General features: G+C 57.0%; 1 protein-coding gene. It reads right to left on the reverse strand.

All coding sequences use genetic code 11. The features are described 5' to 3' along the window. Positions 1-2,614, reverse strand: a 2,614-nt coding sequence (locus V6D20_19385; protein HEY9817946.1) for a LamG domain-containing protein, incomplete at both ends; no start/stop codon positions are given.

Consider the following 2,614-nt stretch of genomic DNA (forward strand, 5'->3'; position numbering starts at 1 on the left):
AACTCAGGACGTCTACTCCCGAAGGCTGGTAGTGGGTGTAGCGGTTTTCCAACTCGGGGTCTAAGCTGGGGGTCGCCATGAAAACTGCGGTCTCCCCCCGTAGCTGACCGGTATAGCCGTTCACCCGATCGGTGACGGTCACATCATGGCCTTCATCCAAGGGCAGGTATGCCATGAGCCCTGCCCCAACTAATCGAGGATCATGGTAGCGATCGCTCTCGATGGCGGCGGCGGTTTTAGCTTGGTTCCACAGGCGCAAGTCGGCCATTTGCCCCGAAAAGCTATGCAGGCGATCGTCGGCCACCCGCAGATAGTCTCCTTGAATGCGGCTGATGCTAGTGTCGTCGAGGTAGCCCAGATAGGCTGGCCCCACCGGACTCAGTCGATAGCCCCGCTGACCGGCGGACAGGGAAGGGTTGGCATGAGTGCTGCTCAGTTCTGCTAGGGCTGTCCCATTGAGAAAGCCGCGAAACTCGATGTAGTCTAAGTTCTGGGTTTCGTCATGCACCAGGGCGACATGGTGCCACTGTTCGTCCGTCACGGTATCTGGGGCACTAGCTAGCACCGTTTCCTGCACCTCGGTCAGCTCGTAATTGGCACACCAAGCGATCGCCATCAGCCGCTGCTGGTCTAGATAAATAGCCAAACCAGCTTCGCCATCCCCTTGGCTGAACAGCAGTTGGATGCCATTGACCGGCTGCCCGAATCGACTGGGCTTAAACCAAAACTCCAGGGTAAAGCGAGGATGCCGCCCCAGACCGAAATTGGACTCCTGGCGCAACACCACCAAATCCCGATCGCCATTGAACCACAGAACGGTGCCTGGAACAGCTACGGGAAGGTCTGGCAGAAGGGGCGCAACGGTGACCGGTGTAGGACGAACGTCGGTAGGCACCCCGCCTAGATAAAGGCTGTTGCCGTTCATGCTCAAATCCGCCGCTTGCTCCCCGGTGATGTCCGTCAGCGGCCAGTAGCCAATCAGCCCAGGAGACAGGGGCGGTATCGCCTGCTGCAAGACGTTGTTGAGTTGCAAAGCGCTGCGGGCGTAGTTCCACAGCCGTACCTCGTAGATGATGCCGCTGAAGTAGTTGCCGCTGAAGTCACCGCCAATAGACAGATCATTCCCCTGCAGTTGCAGGCTATTCGCTGGGATGCCTTGGCGATGGTCTAAGCGGCCATTCAGGTAAATGTGCAGAGCATTGGCATCTACCGTCACAGCCACATGGGTAAAGCGCTCAAGGGCGATCGCACTCCGACTCCTCACCTCTCCAGCCCTCAGAGCCGGACTGCGGAAGACCAGTTGATTCTGCTGGTTTATCCCCAACCAAAGGTGAGATGAGCGATCGCTGGCATCACCCAGATGAACAATGGTGTGTTGCCCAACAGCATCAATATAAATCCAGGCTTCTAACGTAAATTGCCTGGACGTCAAGCCCGTCAAACCCCGCCGGGCCAGGACATGATCGATCCCGTTGAATCGATAACCGTTGTTGCCAAGCCGCTGCGGCAGGGGAGACAACACTAAGTCCTGGCTCATCCAGCGGGGCTGAGTCACGAGGTAGGCACCGCCAGGGAGCCCGTGCTGCGCATAGGGTGTGTGATCCAGTAGCTCGATGCCATGGCTTTCCGTCAGAGGCCAGTAGGCCACCAGATCTGGCTCAAAGCCGCTGAAGCGACGGTAGCGGTTGTCGGCAATAGCCTCAGGCGATCGCACCCCTGCCCACACCCGCACCTCTTTGATGAAGCCAGCAAAGGTCATGTCACTCAGATTGCGGCCAATATTCACATCTAGGTTACCTGCCGGTACCTGCACCGCCGCCGATAGCCGATCGGTCTGATCTAGCTCGCCATTGAGGTAAATGCTGACCGTAGACTGGTTTCGGTCAGTCTGCACCGTCACAGCCACATGGGTAAACTCTCCCACCGGCAACGGCTGCACACCCATCACCGGGTCTGCATCTTCAGCAGCCGATCCATAGAAGGCCACCCGCCCATCCGCCGTCAAGCAGAGCAGAAAATGAAGATCTAAATTATCCTCCTGACCCCGACTGAGGATGGGATTTGCCTGATGGCGGGAGGGATTCACCCAGGCCTCTAGGGTGAAGGTGTCCTGCAAGGTCGCTAGTCCCACAGGGGTATCGTCGTCTCCATCTGCCTCCGTAGGGGCAGGAACCTGCACAAAATCATTCAGACCATCAAACCAGAGTACTGATTCTGGACGGTAGGGAGCCGTCAGCGATCGCAGCGTCCAATCTAAATCAGCAAAGCTCCACCCTAGCCGACGGGCCAACTTTAAAAAGCGATAGATGCGATCCAGCTTGGCAGCACTCAGGTTCAGCAACGTCTCCGTTGGTGGCTGGGTGGGGTCATCAGGATTACCGTCCCCCATCTCAATCTGCACATACCCCAGGCTATCCTCCACCGCATTGATAAAAAACAGGCGAGACAATCCGGCATTCACCTCAAACCGATCCAGATCCTGAAATAGCAAATCACTCAGGTCTTGACGGCTTAACCCAGTACGTTCTAGAAATACATCCACCGACGCTAGGGCCGACAGGGCTTCAGTTATGGTCTGGAATCCATAGACTTCAGCCAAGCGGGGCAGATCATC

The sequence above is a fragment of the Candidatus Obscuribacterales bacterium genome (assembly GCA_036703605.1).
GTDB lineage: Bacteria > Cyanobacteriota > Cyanobacteriia > RECH01 > RECH01 > RECH01.